This window comes from Chachezhania antarctica, assembly GCF_003646465.1.
Taxonomy (GTDB): domain Bacteria; phylum Pseudomonadota; class Alphaproteobacteria; order Rhodobacterales; family Rhodobacteraceae; genus Chachezhania; species Chachezhania antarctica.
Window position 1 is genome coordinate 468,406 of the sequence record NZ_QZEX01000002.1, and the last position, 15,128, is coordinate 483,533.

At 58.7% G+C, this 15,128-nt stretch carries 12 protein-coding genes; 8 read left to right on the plus strand and 4 right to left on the minus strand.

Annotation, left to right across the window (positions count from 1 at the left end):
• Window positions 1-2: 2 nt before the first annotated feature.
• The 3 genes from D4754_RS05995 to trbB are packed head-to-tail and all read right to left on the minus strand — an operon-like array spanning window position 3 to window position 1,560.
• Entirely contained in the window at window positions 3-284 is a 282-nt protein-coding gene (locus tag D4754_RS05995; protein ID WP_121062004.1) for a VirB3 family type IV secretion system protein, read from the minus strand.
• The gene (locus D4754_RS06000) at window positions 284-616 is read right to left on the minus strand and encodes a TrbC/VirB2 family type IV secretion system protein (RefSeq protein ID WP_121062005.1); all 333 of its coding nucleotides are present in this window, start codon (window positions 614-616) and stop codon (window positions 284-286) included. The genes D4754_RS05995 and D4754_RS06000 overlap by 1 nt, the downstream gene beginning before the upstream one ends.
• Window positions 613-1,560 (minus strand): P-type conjugative transfer ATPase TrbB, encoded by a 948-nt coding sequence (gene trbB / locus D4754_RS06005; protein WP_432806921.1) that lies wholly within the window; start codon window positions 1,558-1,560, stop codon window positions 613-615. Before trbB ends, D4754_RS06000 begins: the two co-directional genes overlap by 4 nt.
• Before the next feature lie 624 nt (window positions 1,561-2,184).
• On the opposite strand from trbB, the gene D4754_RS06010 reads away from it, so the two are divergent.
• The 8 genes from D4754_RS06010 to D4754_RS06045 all read left to right on the plus strand — a co-directional run bounded on the left by D4754_RS06010 (window position 2,185) and on the right by D4754_RS06045 (window position 14,417).
• Entirely contained in the window at window positions 2,185-3,468 is a 1,284-nt protein-coding gene (locus D4754_RS06010; protein ID WP_163025793.1) for an HNH endonuclease, read from the plus strand.
• A gap of 12 nt (window positions 3,469-3,480) precedes the next feature.
• Window positions 3,481-4,062 (plus strand): hypothetical protein, encoded by a 582-nt coding sequence (locus D4754_RS06015; protein ID WP_121062008.1) that lies wholly within the window; start codon window positions 3,481-3,483, stop codon window positions 4,060-4,062.
• Window positions 4,059-4,793: a hypothetical protein gene (locus D4754_RS06020; protein ID WP_121062009.1), complete on the plus strand. Its 735-nt coding sequence runs from the start codon at window positions 4,059-4,061 to the stop codon at window positions 4,791-4,793. Before D4754_RS06015 ends, D4754_RS06020 begins: the two co-directional genes overlap by 4 nt.
• Window positions 4,793-6,103, plus strand: a complete 1,311-nt coding sequence (locus tag D4754_RS06025) for a hypothetical protein (protein ID WP_121062010.1) — start codon at window positions 4,793-4,795, stop codon at window positions 6,101-6,103. Before D4754_RS06020 ends, D4754_RS06025 begins: the two co-directional genes overlap by 1 nt.
• Window positions 6,104-6,325: 222 nt before the next feature.
• On the plus strand, window positions 6,326-9,658 hold the full coding sequence (locus D4754_RS06030) for a DEAD/DEAH box helicase (RefSeq protein WP_121062011.1): 3,333 nt from the start codon (window positions 6,326-6,328) through the stop codon (window positions 9,656-9,658).
• Between the two features lie 503 nt (window positions 9,659-10,161).
• Complete coding sequence (locus D4754_RS06035; RefSeq protein ID WP_121062012.1) at window positions 10,162-12,318, plus strand: AAA family ATPase; 2,157 nt, start codon at window positions 10,162-10,164, stop codon at window positions 12,316-12,318.
• Window positions 12,315-13,265 carry an HNH endonuclease family protein gene (locus D4754_RS06040; protein ID WP_121062013.1) on the plus strand — a complete coding sequence of 317 codons (951 nt, stop codon included), beginning with the start codon at window positions 12,315-12,317 and terminating at the stop codon, window positions 13,263-13,265. Before D4754_RS06035 ends, D4754_RS06040 begins: the two co-directional genes overlap by 4 nt.
• 9 nt (window positions 13,266-13,274) lie before the next feature.
• Window positions 13,275-14,417 carry a DUF2235 domain-containing protein gene (locus D4754_RS06045; protein WP_121062014.1) on the plus strand — a complete coding sequence of 381 codons (1,143 nt, stop codon included), beginning with the start codon at window positions 13,275-13,277 and terminating at the stop codon, window positions 14,415-14,417.
• Window positions 14,418-14,695: 278 nt separating this feature from the next.
• Here the strand turns inward: D4754_RS06045 and D4754_RS06050 are convergent, their stop codons facing one another.
• Window positions 14,696-15,127 (minus strand): CopG family transcriptional regulator, encoded by a 432-nt coding sequence (locus D4754_RS06050; RefSeq protein ID WP_121062015.1) that lies wholly within the window; start codon window positions 15,125-15,127, stop codon window positions 14,696-14,698.
• Window position 15,128 lies beyond the last annotated feature (1 nt).

Below are 15,128 nucleotides of genomic sequence, written 5' to 3' on the forward strand. Positions count from 1 at the left end.
GTTCACACCGAGAGATGACCGGGAATGCGCAAATGGCGGCGCGCGACATCGACGAAGAGCGGATCGCGCCTGGCCGCCCAGACAGCTGCGATGTGGCCAACTGCCCAGATCAGGATCCCGACCAGCCAGAGCTGAAGCCCAAGGCCGACCGCACCGGCGAGCGTGCCGTTCAGGATCGCGACCGAGCGCGGTGCGCCGCCGAGCAGGATCGGCTCGTTCAGCGCGCGGTGGACCGGAACGCTGAACCCCGGAACTGCGTCGAGGGCCTCGAAACTCACCGCCATCAGATCAGCGCTCCGCCACCAAAGCTGAAGAAGCTCAGGAAGAAGGACGAGGCCGCAAAGGCGATGGAAATCCCGAAGACGATCTGGATCAGCCGCCGGAAGCCACCGCCGGTATCGCCGAAGGCCAGCGTCAGACCGGTGACGATGATGATGATCACCGCCACGATCTTGGCCACCGGCCCCTCGACGGAGTCGAGGATGGATTGCAGCGGCGCTTCCCAGGGCATGGAAGAACCGGAAGCATGAGCGGCCGGGGCGATGATCAGGCTGACATAGGTGGCGGTGGCCGCGGTGGCGACGTGGCGGCGAATGCGCAGGGCGTGACGGATCATTCGAGGTCTCCTGGTTCGTGAGTGGTGGGTTCTGAAATGACAGGTGAAATCCGGTAGTCGCCGTCCGGCCCGAGGCCCTCGACGCGGGCAAGTTCGACCAGACGGCGTGCGGAGCCGCGCCCGGCCAGGACGGCTACGAGATCAATGGTCTCCGCGATCATGGCCCGCGGCACGGTAACGACGGCTTCCTGGATGAGCTGTTCGAGACGGCGCAACGCGCCGATCCCGGTACCGGCATGGATGGTGCCGATGCCGCCGGGATGGCCGGTGCCCCAGGCTTTGAGCAGGTCGAGCGCCTCGGCGCCACGCACCTCACCGATCGGAATACGATCGGGGCGCAGACGCAGCGAAGACCGAACCAGATCGGACAGGCTTGCAACGCCGTCCTTGGTGCGCATCGCCACGAGGTTCGGCGCGGCGCATTGCAGTTCTCGGGTGTCTTCGATGATCACGACGCGATCGGAGGTCTTGGCCACCTCGGCGAGCAGCGCATTGGTCAGCGTGGTCTTGCCGGTCGAGGTGCCCCCCGCCACCAGGATATTGGCACGTGCCGCAACCGCCTGCCGCAGCGCCTCGGCCTGCGCAGGGGTCATGATCCCGGCGGCGGAGTAATCGTCGAGCGTGAAGACGGCTACGGCTGGCTTACGGATGGCAAAGGCCGGGGCTGAGACCACGGGAGGCAGCAGCCCCTCGAAGCGCTCGCCGGTTTCCGGGAGCTCCGCAGAGACGCGTGGGGACAGGCCATGAACTTCGACGCCGACATGGTGCGCGACCAGTCGTACGATGCGCTCACCATCGGCTGCGCTGAGCGTCTTGCCGCTGTCGGCCAGCCCCTCGGAAAGTCGGTCGACCCAGAGCCGCCCATCGGGGTTGAGCATCACCTCGACGGTCATGGGGTCGTCCAGAAACCCGGCGATCGCCGGCCCGAGCGCGGTGCGCAGCATCCGCGCGCCTCTCCGGATCGCCTCTGGTCTCTGATCGGTCTTCGCCATGCCGGCCCCGCTCTTTTGCAGGCGCCTCCAACAGGCCGCCCTGGATCGGGGTCGATTAAGAAAGCCGTAAATGCCTACGGCTCAACAGGTTTCCGAGGGGCGTCGTAGCGTGGCGTGCAATGACAGGAAAACGGCGGAATGATCCCCAGTTTCATTCCGTGAGGAAGGCATCGTGGCAACCGTCATGAGAACATGGTGAATTCGGGCGGGAAGCAGCCTGATGGCAGTGCGGCATGGCGAGCGCAACAACTCTGGCGAACCAGACGTTCATGCAGGTCGCCGCGACCACCGTGGGCGAGTATTCCGTGTCGAGCGGAGATCGGCCTGACGGCAATGCAGCATCCCCTACTTCTCCGGCCTCCATCGCCGCAAGTGCCTGGCAATTTACGAGCGCGCCGCGACCAGCCACCTGTCATCCTCGGACGTCGTCGAACTCGAAAGCCTGGGCGGGTTGATCCGCACGCTTCAAAATCTCAAGATTCGCTTGTTTTTCGACCTACTGAGGTCGTAGTACTCAATGTGTGTCTGTCATCAGCAATGCACGATTTGGCCACTCTGCCAGATTGGATTTCATCAATGAGCGCCACCTTCAACAATCTGCTTTTGGAACGTGGTATTGCTCCAGAGGAGGTCGCGCTTCTTCGCCATCACACTCCCAAACGCGGCGCTTCCGCGGCGAGCATCGCAGATCTTTGGCGCGACGACCCGGAGGGTTTCATCCTCTACCAAGACACCCAAGAGAAGAACCGCCCTATCTTGCGCAAGCGAAGGATATGGGCCTCGTTCGTCTCACCGAATCCGGGCGATACACTCTTCGTCGGGCTATTCGATGCGAAGTATTTGAATACGGGAGTGGCCGATTGGACCTGTCCGTATCGCGGGGACTGGCCCGGTGAAGGAAAGCCCGTCGACCGCTTTTCCACGCACCTCCGGAGCGAACTGTCCGAGCAGATTGGGAAGCTCCGCGTTGACTGGCCGGATTCCAATGTCCGAACCTGGAAACGCAAAGCTGAGGGGCTGAGCCTCCCGGTGGTGCCATCGACGCTCGTGCGGCAGAATGGACTTCCTATTCATGATGCGGACCTTGTCGATGCGCTGGAGACGTTGGGTTTCGAACAGCGTAATCGCACCGGCAAGGTAGTGCAGATGCGACGCGGCGATTTCATTATTTACGTGAAGCGGGAAACTGCTATTCGGCCCCTGGTCGTTCACCCAGGCTTCCTCGACGTGGCGGATAGCCTTCGGGCTCTAGGCGTCGATACCGTCGAGCCACCTCGGAGCTACGTGAACGCGCATCTTCGGGAATTCCCGGAATACATCGCGCCACATCGCACGACCGTCGGCCGTCACGGGTTTGCTCTCGGCGTCTCCGATAGGAATCTGGCTGCTACGATCGCGTTGTTGGAGCGCGCAAGTCGCCTGGAGACTGACGACGGCCCAGTCAGGGTGGTGGCGCCTCCCGAGGACCCGCTCACTGAAAAGGAGCGCTTGCAAGCCGCGAGGATCGGTCAAGGCGACTTTCGGAACGCCCTCGTCGTCGCTTGGGGCGGGACGTGTCCGCTGGCTGGCGTTGATCACCTTCCGCTTTTGCGTGCCTCCCACATCAAGCCGTGGCGAAGCTCCACGAACACTGAGCGGCTCGACCCCTTCAACGGACTCTTGCTCGCAGTGCATGTCGATGCCTTGTTCGATCGAGGTCTCATTTCCTTCGAGGACAACGGAACGCTGCTCGTCTCCAACACGCTGAGCCAGGATAATCTCGACCGATTGGGTATCGTCCGAGGCGCGATGATCTCCGGACTCGACGCACGCCATGGGGCGTACCTTGCGCATCATCGCGCCCACTGTTTCGTCCCATAGCGCGGCTCCTTAATGAGCACGTTTTCCCACATCACATTGGAGGGCCGTGACGAACCCCTGACCCTGGCCTGGCCGGCGACGGGCAACGCCGCAGCATTCCTGCATTTCGACCGCGCGGACGCCTGGAGGGCCTTCATCGCTGGGCTGGGGATAGACCGGCGAATCCCAGAGATTATCCAGCGAAAATTCGTCCGGGCGCAGACGCTCTACTTGTTGGGCTGGATCGACTTCAGCCTGATCAAGGCCGGCGAGCTGGCCACACTGATTGCGCTCGAACGGGCCGTGATGGACCGCCACGGCGGGGAGCTCTTGAAGAGAAAACGCGGCTTCGCTGCACGCCTCAAGCATATGGTGACAGCCGATGGGCTGACCGGCAGGGACATACCTACGGTCGAGCGCTGCGGTGGGACAGCGATCGGGCAGCTCGCCGGCGACGTTCACCCAACCCTTGCCGAGCGGCGGAACACACTCGCCTACGGCGACCCGTTCGACGGCCTCCCGACCGGCAGCCTCCTTGAGCTCGTCCGCGACCTGATCAACTACGCTTATCGCGATTGCATCGCCGAGGCAGCTTCGTTGGGAGCGCCAACATGACCACGTTTCGCTGGAAGAACTGCTTCGCCGACGTCCTGACGAGCAAGCACGGCCTGACCATCCACTCCTACCTGGACGACGTGATGGTGCCGGCGCTCGAGACGCTCGACGCAAAGATCGCGGAACTGGGGGCGAGCGACTCGCCCGGTCATCAATTCGCTCAGGCCGACATGGAAGCGGTGAAGAGTGAGGCGATCTTGACCTTCGGCTTGTCGATCCAGTCGATCTGGGAACGGCAGATTCGCAGCTATCTGCGCGGTTGCGCGAACGAACTACGCCCCGGCGAGCCCATCGCCGACAAGATCGACAAGGCCAACTGGAAAGATTTGCAAAAGTGGTTCCGAGGGTTGCGCGGTATAAATTTGGACGAGTTTCCGAGCTTCCCGCTCATCGATATCCTCCAGCACCTCGGCAATGCGTGCCGCCATGGTGACGGGGACTCGGCGATAGAACTGCATCGGCGCCGACCCGACCTTTGGCCTGTGATGCCGCCCATGCCGCCCGGCTTTGGCGAGCCGCAGGCAGGGCCCGCGCCACCGCCTGCAGGCTCGATGGTGATCCCGGTCGCCACCCTGCGCGAGTTCGTCACCGCGATCGCCGCGTTCTGGCGGGATGCCGAATATATCTACAATGAGAGCATCGAGCGGAAGCACGAAAACCTCGAAGCCCATCTGGTCAAGCAGCGGGCGGAGCGCAGCTGGTTTCCACAGGCGCGCAGCGAGGCCGGCTGATGGGCGCGAACGCCGCCATGATCGCCGTGGTCGAGGATCTCTGGCGCATCCCTCGGCCAGGCCCCAAGAACCTCCTGAGAGCGCCGCGCTTCAACGCTCTGAGCGAGCTCTGCGCGGCGGAGTATGGCATCGACAAGCCCGTGTTCGCGCTCAGCACCGCTCTGCGATCGCTTGGGCTCCCGTGCCATCTGCCGGCAGGGAAGACTCATCTGGCGCTCGATCCTGTCGTTGCGGCGAACGCTCTCGATGAGGCTTGCCGCCGCAAGACGTCGGTGCGCCGTCACTTATGCCCGCTCGATCTCGCCGACGATCTCCCGGTCATGACGTTTGGGCGGTCGCGGGTTGCGCAATTCAGTGCCGACGAGTTGGCCGCTCTTTTCGATGCCCCACGGATTGAGCGGACCATGCCCAACGAGCCGCTCGACGCTCGGCGGCTTGCGCAATTTCAGTGGTTGGTCGTCGAGGAGGAGATTGCCCTCGATCCTCAACCGGAGAAGCGCGCGTCGCCGTGGCTGTATATGGCGATGAACCGCGACTTCGGGGAGATCGACCCGCACCTTGGGCAATTTCCGCCGGCAGTTGAGGCTGCGCTCTTCTACTTGATCCTCGCCCCGTGGGAGGACTGGTCGACTATGCAGGAGGTCGACTGGCGCGGCTTCCGGCTGCCCTGGATTCACACGGTGGACGAGGACCTGTTCATCCGGCCGGCGACCCCACCGAGCGCGGACAGCCTCACGCTCGAACCATGGATTGTCGATGACGACGGCGAAGAGATCGAACTTGAGCGGGCGACTGAGCTTCCACTGAGCGACGATGCCAAGCGGGGGCTCGCGTTGATGACCGATCAGGCTTGGCGCGTCGTTGAGGCTGCCCGCGCGACCCCCCTATTCGAGACGCCGATCGTGCACTTTCTAGTGCGGGCCTTCCTGTCGGACGGCATCGATGAGGTCATGGCCCACATGACCGCGATCGAAGCGGCGGTTGGTCTGGAGATGGATCACAAGGCGTTTATGCGACCGAGGCCGGACCAGCATAAGGGCATGAAGGCGACAGACCGGGTTGCAGCTCGCATCGGCGCGCTCCTCAACGATCGGTCAAGCGTGCAGGCTTACAAGGACCTGTTCGAGCTGCGCAGTCAGTTCATCCATGGTCGGGCCGATCTGCAGAAAATATCGACCCAACAGCGTGTGCTGGCGAGAAGCCTAGCCCGCAGAGTCGCCGCCGGGACCGTGGACGTGGCATTGCAAGGTCCGCGCCCGCGCGTCGAAGTTCTGTCGGAGCTGCTCGATCAGGGTGCGCCGCTTTTATAAGGGGATATTGAAAGGGGGAGGTATGGGCGGGAAGCTAACCTTCGCTGCTATAGCATGGTATGGGACGGCTTCCTGCAAAAGCAGACATTCGGCAGAGAAATTGGTACAGCAAGAGGGAGACTGTAACCGGGCTTCCGGAATCGCGTTATCTAAACCGGCATAGTCCAAAGCAGGTCGTTCGTATACTGAAGCTCTTAAGCATAAAGAAGCAGAAAAGGCGTAATGGGTTTGACGGGTAGAAGAAATAATGTCGGGACGCTCTTCGATATAGATGAATCCTCGCCCGAGATCGATATCGATTTTGATCGCAGGCTAGCTGTTTTTGGAGCGCAGTTTGGCGCTAGTATTGAGGCAATTGCGGAACCGGCCATTACTCGGCGACTTAGAATAAGACCGTTTTCACAACGACATCTCGTCGGTGTCGTCGGCGAAGATCAGGACGGACACGAAATCCTGTTTCTTCCGCGTAAGACAACCTCATCTGTTCCGTTCGACAAAGTGTATGTGTGCCCCTCGGCAGTTGACGTCGAGACCTTCGTCAAGAGGGCATCTGATGCACCACTCACCCTTCTAGCGCCGTTGCCGCTGAACCCGAAAAAAGATGCTGACGAAATTGCGAAGCTTTGCAATGAGATCGCTTCCAGCTGGACTAATGGCGTTTCTTTCGCAAGCGAGCAAACGGATGGCGATCAGGTCATAAAACCAGGTTTCCGTTCACCTCAGATTGGCGCTCTACACGCTTTGCAAGCCCATTGGACTGTGTCCGCGAAGATCGCCACGGTCGTTATGCCGACGGGAACCGGTAAGACGGAGACGATGATTGCAGCAGGTCTTCAAGAACGGGCAAATTGCATTCTGGTGATCGTGCCAAGCGACGCGCTCAGAACACAGATTGCAAATGCGTTCGAGCAACTGGGTATACTGCCTAAAGCTGGCTTGATTGATGAAGGCGCGCAATACCCAGTGGTATCGTTGCTGCGCAAGCGACCAACGAGTGTCGAGGAAGCACGTGGTCTGTTCGCCATCTCGAACGTCGTTATCACAACGATGTCTATCGCCGCTGGTGTGTCGTCAGAAATTCAAGCGGCAATGGCTGAGTGTACGTCGCATCTTTTCATCGATGAGGCTCACCACGTGGCTGCGAGAACCTGGCGCGAATTCAGGGAAGCGTTCGGTAAGGTCAAGATCGTTCAATTCACAGCAACGCCGTTTCGCAATGATGGAATGCGGGTCGATGGCAAGTTCATTTTTGTTTACCCGCTGGGACTGGCTCAAGCGGAGGGCTATTTCAGAAAAATCGACTATCAGCCCGTCGATGGGCTCGACCGCGACGATATCGACGAACAAATCATTGAGAAAGTCGGTGAAGCTCTCGAAGCGGACGAGGCGAACGGATATCGCCACCTTGCGATGGCGCGGGGAAACAAGCGGACCCGAGCGGAAGAGTTGCATGAGAAGTATCGGCGTCGTTGGCCTCAATACAATCCAGTTCTTCTACACAGCGGTTTGAGCGCATCTGAGCAAGCTGATGCGATCACGAAATTACGAGCAGGCAAGCATCGCATCGTCGTTTGTGTCGATATGCTCGGTGAGGGTTTTGATCTGCCCGAGCTCAAGATAGCGGGATTGCATGATCCGAAGAAGTCAGAGGCCGTGACGCTGCAGTTCATTGGTCGTTTCACGCGCACTCGCGACGATCTGGGTGAGGCAACAGTTATCGCTGCGGTGACGCGAGATGAAGGAAGCCCCTTGGCAAGTTTGTTTGCTGAGGATGCGGATTGGAACAAGCTCATCAATCAGATTGGTTCAAAAGCAACCGAGCGTGCCGTCCGACGCGAAGAGGTGTTCGAGGGCTTTGGGGGAATCGATGCAGAGATACCTTTGGAAACATTGCGCCCGACCTTGGGGACGATTGTCTACAAGACAACCCAATCGCCTTGGGACCCAATTGGTGGCATTGAAAGGTTCGACCACCGACAGCTGATCGTCGACGGTCCACACATTAACCACCACGACGCGCTGGCAATCTTCATCACCGAACGCGCCGACCTACCGAAATGGAGCCGCTTCAAAGGCATCGCCGATGTTACCTACGATCTCTTCATGGTGCATTGGGATCAAGAGGCCGGTCTGCTTTATGTCTCGGCTTCGCATGATGATCGCTTGGACGATTTGGCCAAGGCGCTATGCGGCGACGATGCAGAACGAATTCGGGGCGAAGATATCTTTCGGGCGCTCGATCCTTTGCGGCGTCCGGTGCTGAATACGTTAGGCTTGAGTGAAACGCGTCGCCGCAAGATTCGTTATTCGCAATATCAAGGCAGCGATATTGCTGATGAATTGCGAAGCCGAAGTGGGAACAGGACGCGCAGCAAGACAAACCTGATGGTTGTCGGCTTCACTGACGATGGCAGGGTGTCGCTCGGCTGTTCGCGAAAGGGAAAGATCTGGGCGCAAGAGCGTACCAATGATTTCGGACGCTGGATGGACTGGTGCCACGACCTTGGTCGTTCACTTCTCGATGAGACGATCTCGACGGCCGGCATCATTGATCGCCTCATTCAGCCCGAGCTTGTCTCGGAGGTTCCCCAAAAGTCTCCAGTCGCAGTCGATTGGTATGAGGGGATGTCTGTCCTTGATGAAGATAGTTGGGTTTTCACAATCAACGGTGAACGACACTCCATTTATGACTGCGAACTGGAGCTTTCGTCGCATGACGCACAGAACCGCATCGAGTTCTCGATAGTGGCAGGTACTGCGCGTGCAGAGTTTACGATGACGATCAACGACGAAGGCGTGCGGTACGCGTTGAAGGAAGGTCAATCTGCGTCAGCCGAAAAGAGTGCGACGCCTGTCCCGTTGTCACGCTGGTTTCATGAGTATCCCCCGACGATCTACTTCGCCGACGGTGATTCCCTTGTGGCGGATGAACTCTTTCCACTTCCCGATACGGAAGTGCCGTACTTCCCAGATGACCATTTCGAGGTCTGGGATTGGACCGGTGTGGATATCCGCGTTGAATCGCTCGGACTTGAGCGGCGGGCCGATAGTGTTCAAGCGAGGACAATCGAGCAGGTTCGCTCAGCTACGGGAAGCCACATCATATTTAATGATGATGGGACCGGTGAGGTCGCTGATGTCGTGGCTTTCGAGCAAGATGGCAATCACGTCACGGTGCGATTGTATCACTGCAAGTATTCGTCTTCGGATGCGCCTGGTGCGAGGGTCGGCGACCTCTACGAGGTGTGTGGTCAAGCCCAACGGTCAGTTCGAAGGTGCGAACGACCACAGAGGTTGATCGATCGGTTGCTTAGGCGTGAAGGTGATCGTCTGCGAGCTGGCAAGCCAAGTCGCTTCGAAGAAGGCGGAGTTGACGATTTGAAGGCCCTGCGCTCGCAGCGAAACCAGCTCGAATACCAATTCGAGATCTTTGTGGTCCAGCCAGGGTACTCGCTCGCGGCCAAGAATAGTACACATTCACAAGTCTTGGCCTCAACGGAGTCATTCGTTGTTGATACCTTCGCATCAAAATTTCGAATGATATGTAGCACATAGAAGACGGCATGCCTCTGCGCACCGTTAGCGGAACGGGTAGATGATATGAGATGAAGTCGTTCGATGATTTACCCAAGCGCGATCGCAATCATGCGTTGGAAGACGAGGCTGTCGGCCTTCTTGCCTCAAAGTTAGGGAGCAAAGCGTCTACAAATCTAGGGGCATCTCAATTTGCGTATGCGAAATGGCACACGCGAACGGCAACCAGGCCGTCCAATCTGCCGGAGTGGAACATCTTCGGACACTGTCAGGACCGATTTTGACAGTGTGACTTGGAGATGTGAAGCTACCCGCGTCTTCAGAAACTATTTTTTTGCTGGTTCTACGCATGCCAATTACCGACACTGGCATTCGACGTACTCGTTCTGTCCGGTCAGGAGCTGCTCCAGGACCCCGCACGCCGAAAGGAATTCAATGTGAGGTTTGTCGATCGTAATGCCATCTCTGTCCCGGCAGCGTTCTCTCGCTCAACCGCACATGAAGCACGCCGCAATTTGTTGGAAATGTTCCGCCAGGATGCCCGCAAATTGCATCAGACGCGGGTCGAATCTGTTCTTGATCCCAAGGGTCCGAGCACAAGTGAGAATGTTCGCGATGCTTTGGAGACACTTTTCAAGAGCAGATGTGCATTCTGCGAGACACCTCTTAGCGAAACTTCGGTCTATCGTTTTCGGCCAAGTGCAAATGCCGAACCGGTCGAAGATGCCAGCGTGTCTCACCTGTACTACGCCTGGCTCGCGGAAGCCTGGGAAAACCTTTACCCCATTTGCCATGACTGTAGGCCTGAGAACCCAAGCTTCTTTCCGGTAAATGGGCGACGGATAAAAATACCAGACCTTCAGATGCTGGAGAGCTTTGTCGAGCGCAACGATGGGCGTTGGCCGGACTATCCGCTGGAAGAACGACACGTGCTTCTCGATCCCTGCAAGGACAAGCAACTTTGGAGAAGCCTATTTTTTCGCTCAACCGGGGAGGTCGTTGGTCTCAGTCGACGCGGCCACGAGACAATCAGGCATTTCCGACTTGATCGGACTGAGCTCCAAGAAAGCCGCGAACGCGCAATTAGACACTCGATCCAACAAACAGAGCTCCAGTTACGGCGCGAGACCGAAAGGCCAGAGCCGACAGAATTCGGACACGAGGGCGCCTGTGATCTGTTCCTACGCGAGGTTCTTCATGAAGCGTTGGAGCGCCGTGTGTCCCGCGACCGGCGCGGTCAGATCGCAGCGCTTGCTCGAACGAATGACGGAATTGATCGGTTCCGTGCTGCGATTGAAAGCATCGACGCGCGTGGGGTCTACGAAGAGGCCGCGGCTCCAATGCTTGTGCTTCCCGGTAAACCAGCATCGCTGCGGTCGGTGTCAATCCGCAATTTTAAGTCGCTCGAGCAAATTGACTTCGATCTGCCGCCATCGGAACCAAGTCAGCCCGCGCCCGCATTGTTGATTCTGGGCGAGAACGCCACGGGCAAGAGCACAATTCTGGAGGCTGTTGCCCTGGCGGTCATGCCGCAGGCCGCGCGAGCGAAGCTGCGCTTCGAAGTGTCAAACGCCGTGCTCGATCCAAAATATCTAGGAGCCCCCGATCAGGCGCCGCCGCCCAATGCCGAGATATTGGCAGAGTTCACTGAGCACCCCAACATATCGCTCATGTTGTCGCGCGGAGAAGGCGGCCGGATGACCCCAAGCGGCTCCGTGCATCTGCCCATTTTTGCATACGGTGCCTACCGACAATTTCTGAAAGGCGAGCGCAACTTCGCGGTCCACAAACATGTGAGATCGCTCTTTCATTCAGACGAGCTCCTCTCCAATCCGGAACGTTGGTTGCTCAAACTGGATGATGCGAACTTCGATATGGTGGTACGTGCCCTGCGCGAAGTCTTCAGTATCGAGGGTGCGTTCGACGTCCTTGAGCGAAGTGAGGGCAAGGTTTTCGTCGTCGCTGAGCCGTCCGACAAGGAGCAGGGAAGTCCCCTCAGAACACCCATTGAGCAGGTATCGTCCGGGTTTCGCGCCGTGCTCGCCATGCTCTGCGACATCATGCAGGGATTGATGGACCCGCGGGTGAACCCTGGCTTTGAGTCTCTCGATGGAGCGACGGCACTGGTCTTGGTCGACGAGGTCGAGGCCCACCTTCATCCCCGCTGGAAAATGTCAATCATGACCGGTTTGAGAAAGGCGTTGCCGGGCGTCACGTTCATTGCGACGTCGCATGATCCGCTTTGTCTAAGAGGCATGAAGAAAGGCGAGGTCATGGTCCTGGAGCGGATATCCGGCGATCAGGCCCGCACCGACCTTCCCGTATTTACCCATAGTCTCGTCGATCTGCCCGACAACGAGAACTGGACGGTGGAGCAGCTTCTGACCGCCGATTTCTTCCAGATGCGAACAACAGAAAGCCTCGCCGCGGAAAAGCGCGCGGCGGACATGGAGGACCGTTTGGCCAAGGGTACCAAACCTTCGGATGATCCGGAGCTTTCTGCTTATCTTGCGGAACTCTCCGCGGACCTGCCGATTGGCCACACGGAGGTCCAGCGGCTGGTCCAGGAGGCAATAGCGACATTCCTGCGTGAGCGTCGCGACGCCAGCGACGAAAAGCTGCGGCAGCTGCGCGACGACACCCGCCAATCGATTCTCGAAGCCTTGCGGCGCGTCGGATGAGAAAGGTCGATCGAACAGAAGCGGCGCCCGAGGATCTGAGTGAGAAGGGCGGTCAAGAGCTTCTTGATGCGATCACGCATTTTGAAGGCAATCCTCCAAATCCAGCGAGCTTTGACTTCAAGAGATACAAGCTCAAGTCTGTTAAAGACGCGCTCGAAAAGATGTTTCATGGCAAGTGTGCCTACTGCGAAACCTTCTATGCGAGCTCTCAGCCGCTCGACGTTGAACACTTCCGTCCCAAAGGCGCCGTGGCGGGTGAAAGCGACCACAGGGGCTACTGGTGGCTGGCGATGGTGTGGGAAAACCTGCTTCCAAGTTGCATCGATTGCAATCGAAAGCGGAACCAGGTCACCCCTAAAGGGGATACGTCCCAAGTGCGACTGCTGGAGGAAACGGCTGGGTATTCGGCATCGGCCACCGTCGGATCAGGAAAGAAGGACAGTTTTCCGCTCGCAGGGACGGGCGTTCGTGCTTCGAAGCGCACGGACCAGATAACGGCCGAGAAGGCGCTTCTGTTGAATCCGTGCGAGGACGACCCGGAACTTCATATCAGATACTTCTTTGACAGAGAGAGGCCTGTCTCCTTCGTCCTCGCGAAGGAGCTCGCCGGCGATCCGGACTTTACAGGTGCGGACGGCTTGAGTTCGAAGGGTGCCACGTCGGTACATGTCTACGGCCTCAATCGCCTGAGGCTCGTACAAGCCCGCACGCGCCTTCTTCGCCGGCTGGAATTTCTGGCCGATCTCGCAATCGATCTGAAACTCCTGGCTGAACAGTTGAAGGGAAATGCGGACCCGGACATCAGGCGTGCGGGATTGCAAGTGGACGGGTTCGGGGACCGAACGCTTGCCGAGCTGGTAGAGATGTGTGCTGAAGATCAGCCTTATTCCGCCATGGCGCAGTCCTGGATGCGCGAGTTTAAAGAACGGCTCGAAGCGGTAGTGTGAGGTACGCATATGCCAAAGAATATCGTCATTCTGCTTGACGGCACATCAAACGAAATATCAGCCGACCGGACCAACATCCTTCGGCTATATGGAACGCTGACGAAGAACGAAAAGCAGCTCGTCTACTATGATCCAGGCGTGGGAACCTTCGGCGCTGAAGGGGCCTGGTCTCATCTTTGGCGCAAGGCCGTTGAGATCTGGGGTATGGCGACAGGGTGGGGCCTCGATGCCAATGTGAAGCAGGCTTATCGATTTCTTATCGAGAACTACGAGCGCAACGACGGCGGGGAGCGCGATAGGATTTACATTTTCGGGTTCTCACGCGGAGCGTACTCGGCCCGCGTTCTGTCGGGTTTCATTCACACGTTCGGTTTGATGGAAGCGAGGAACCTTAATCTTCTCGACTACGCTTACAGGGCCTACAAGCGCATTGGTTCCAGCGGCGAGGATGCCTTCGCCGAAATGCGTCTGTTCGAGAGGATCATGCGACCGGACCGTCCACCCGTACGACTGCTCGGACTTTTTGATACTGTCGCATCTGTCATCGAGAGTGGTCGCACTCTGCCTCGCCTGCGCAGCCATGCCCATACCCGCAACAATTCCTCCGTTGAGGCAGTGCGTCATGCCGTGGCTATTTCCGATCGACGAACGATGTTCAGGCCTCAGCTTTGGAACGAGGGTCAAACATTCAGGGCGAACAGATTTGATGATACTGACGGAACGCCGCAAGATTTCAAGGAAGTGTGGTTTGCCGGTGTTCACGGCGATATCGGAGGCGGGTATCCGGAGGAGGAGGCTGGGTTGGCCAAGATCCCCCTACATTGGATGATCGAAGAAACGAAAGACTTTGGCCTGCTTTACAAGACACGAACCGTAAATGAACTGGTTCTCGGAAAGGCCGATCACGGACAATACGTTGGTCCGGATCCGACCTCGGACGAGCATGACTCCATGAGCGTTGGCTGGCGTCTGCTGGAATTCGTTCCGCGGAGAAAGCCTTCGGACTCCACGAGACGTGACGTCTTTGGGTGGATCATTCCGAGAATGGAACCTCGGCGCATCCCTTCAGGCTCGTGCATCCATCATTCGGTTTTCGCAGGAGGTCGGAAACCGGAAAATCTACCGGAGGAGCATATCGTCGACGGCGAATGAGCGCCCGCAGGACTGTTGTTTGTCCCGATACTCCTACGAGTCACGTTCACCTGTACTCAGTCTAGCAACCGATAAGCGGGAATGACGGTTACGATATTGCGACCCATCATGGTTGCCCTGAACCAACGCGCCTTGGCTTAAGTGGTGGACGTCCGCCTTGGGGAAGCTGCATCGCAGCATTTGGCGTCAACTTCAGCGGCAGCTCTGGGCCGATCAGCCCGGACACGGTGATCACGGCTACAGTTCCGACGTCTGCGGCTGAGATAGGTGACATCCATTCAGGCACCTGCCCCGCCGTCCACATCTTCCGACACCTCCTGCCGCAGCTTCGGCCCCTGGGCCAGGCGCCTACCGAGAGCCGAGATGAATGCCTCGTAACGCTCCCCTGCCTTGGCCCGCGCCGCCTTGGCTGCGGGTTCCGGCAGAGCCGGTGTTGTCGCAAGCCAGAAACGGATGAACACAGCCAGGCTTTCGACGGAGATCCCGACATCGCGTTCCAGCCGGGTGATCCGCCTGTCGATCTGATCCAGGCGTCGGGCCAGAACCGCGTCGCGGCGCTCTGCGTCATCCGGAGAGAGGAAGGATGCGATCGCGGCCTCGGCCACCATCGATTGGGATCGATCACGCCGGGCGGCGAAGTCTGCCAGCATCTTCATGACCTCAGGATCGAGGTAGACCGAAATCTTCGTCTTCTTGCGGCTGGTGGTCATG